Raw genomic sequence first — 647 nt, 5'->3', positions numbered from 1 at the left:
CTTCGCGCTGGAACGTTGCTGCCGTTACCATCCTGACTATGTCACTGCGTTTTTGGCGATGGAAGGTCCGTGGTTAATTCCTGATGATGCAAAGTTACATCGCAAACTGTTGCGCTGGTACAGCTCGGTGCAAACAGGTATGGCGGAACTCATTCCTGTCGCTCAACAGTGGCAAACGGAAGAACCAGAAAGCGAAGATGCCCGGTATTACTTGTGTGCACAACGTTTGTACTGCGGCGAGGGGGAAAGCCTGCTTGCCGATCTCTGCGCGTACTGGGAAAGTTACCCATCTACACAAGCTGATAATTTGTTGTTGCAGTGGAGCAAGCGTCATTGCCCGGATTATTTCGCGTTATTAGTGATGGTTATCGAAGCGCGGAGCATGGTAGATGCGCAAGGTCAACCGCTGAAATATGTGCCTGGGGAGAGCGCCCGGACGCGGCTGTTATGGGCGGAGATTTTACATAGCGGAAAATTATCGCCGTTAGGTCAATCGTTTATTGAGTCGTTATTCTTCAAGCGCAAAGCATGGGCGTGGTGGAAATCGAGAGTCGGTAGCGAGACAGAGCAAGATTCACCGTTCCTGGATTTGTATCGGGTAGCGGAACAGGTAGTACTTGAAGCGTTTCCGAAACAAGAGATGCTGG

General features: G+C 50.9%; 1 pseudogene. It reads left to right on the top strand.

Annotated elements, in window-relative coordinates:
- Positions 1 to 647 (top strand): annotated as a pseudogene (gene djlC, locus DMC61_RS41015) (co-chaperone DjlC); the annotation flags it as partial.

The organism is Amycolatopsis sp. WAC 04169 (assembly GCF_003947535.1).
Lineage (GTDB): Bacteria > Actinomycetota > Actinomycetes > Mycobacteriales > Pseudonocardiaceae > Amycolatopsis > Amycolatopsis keratiniphila.
The sequence above is the reverse complement of the archived record's forward strand: the minus strand, read 5'-3'. Positions and strand labels throughout refer to the sequence as shown.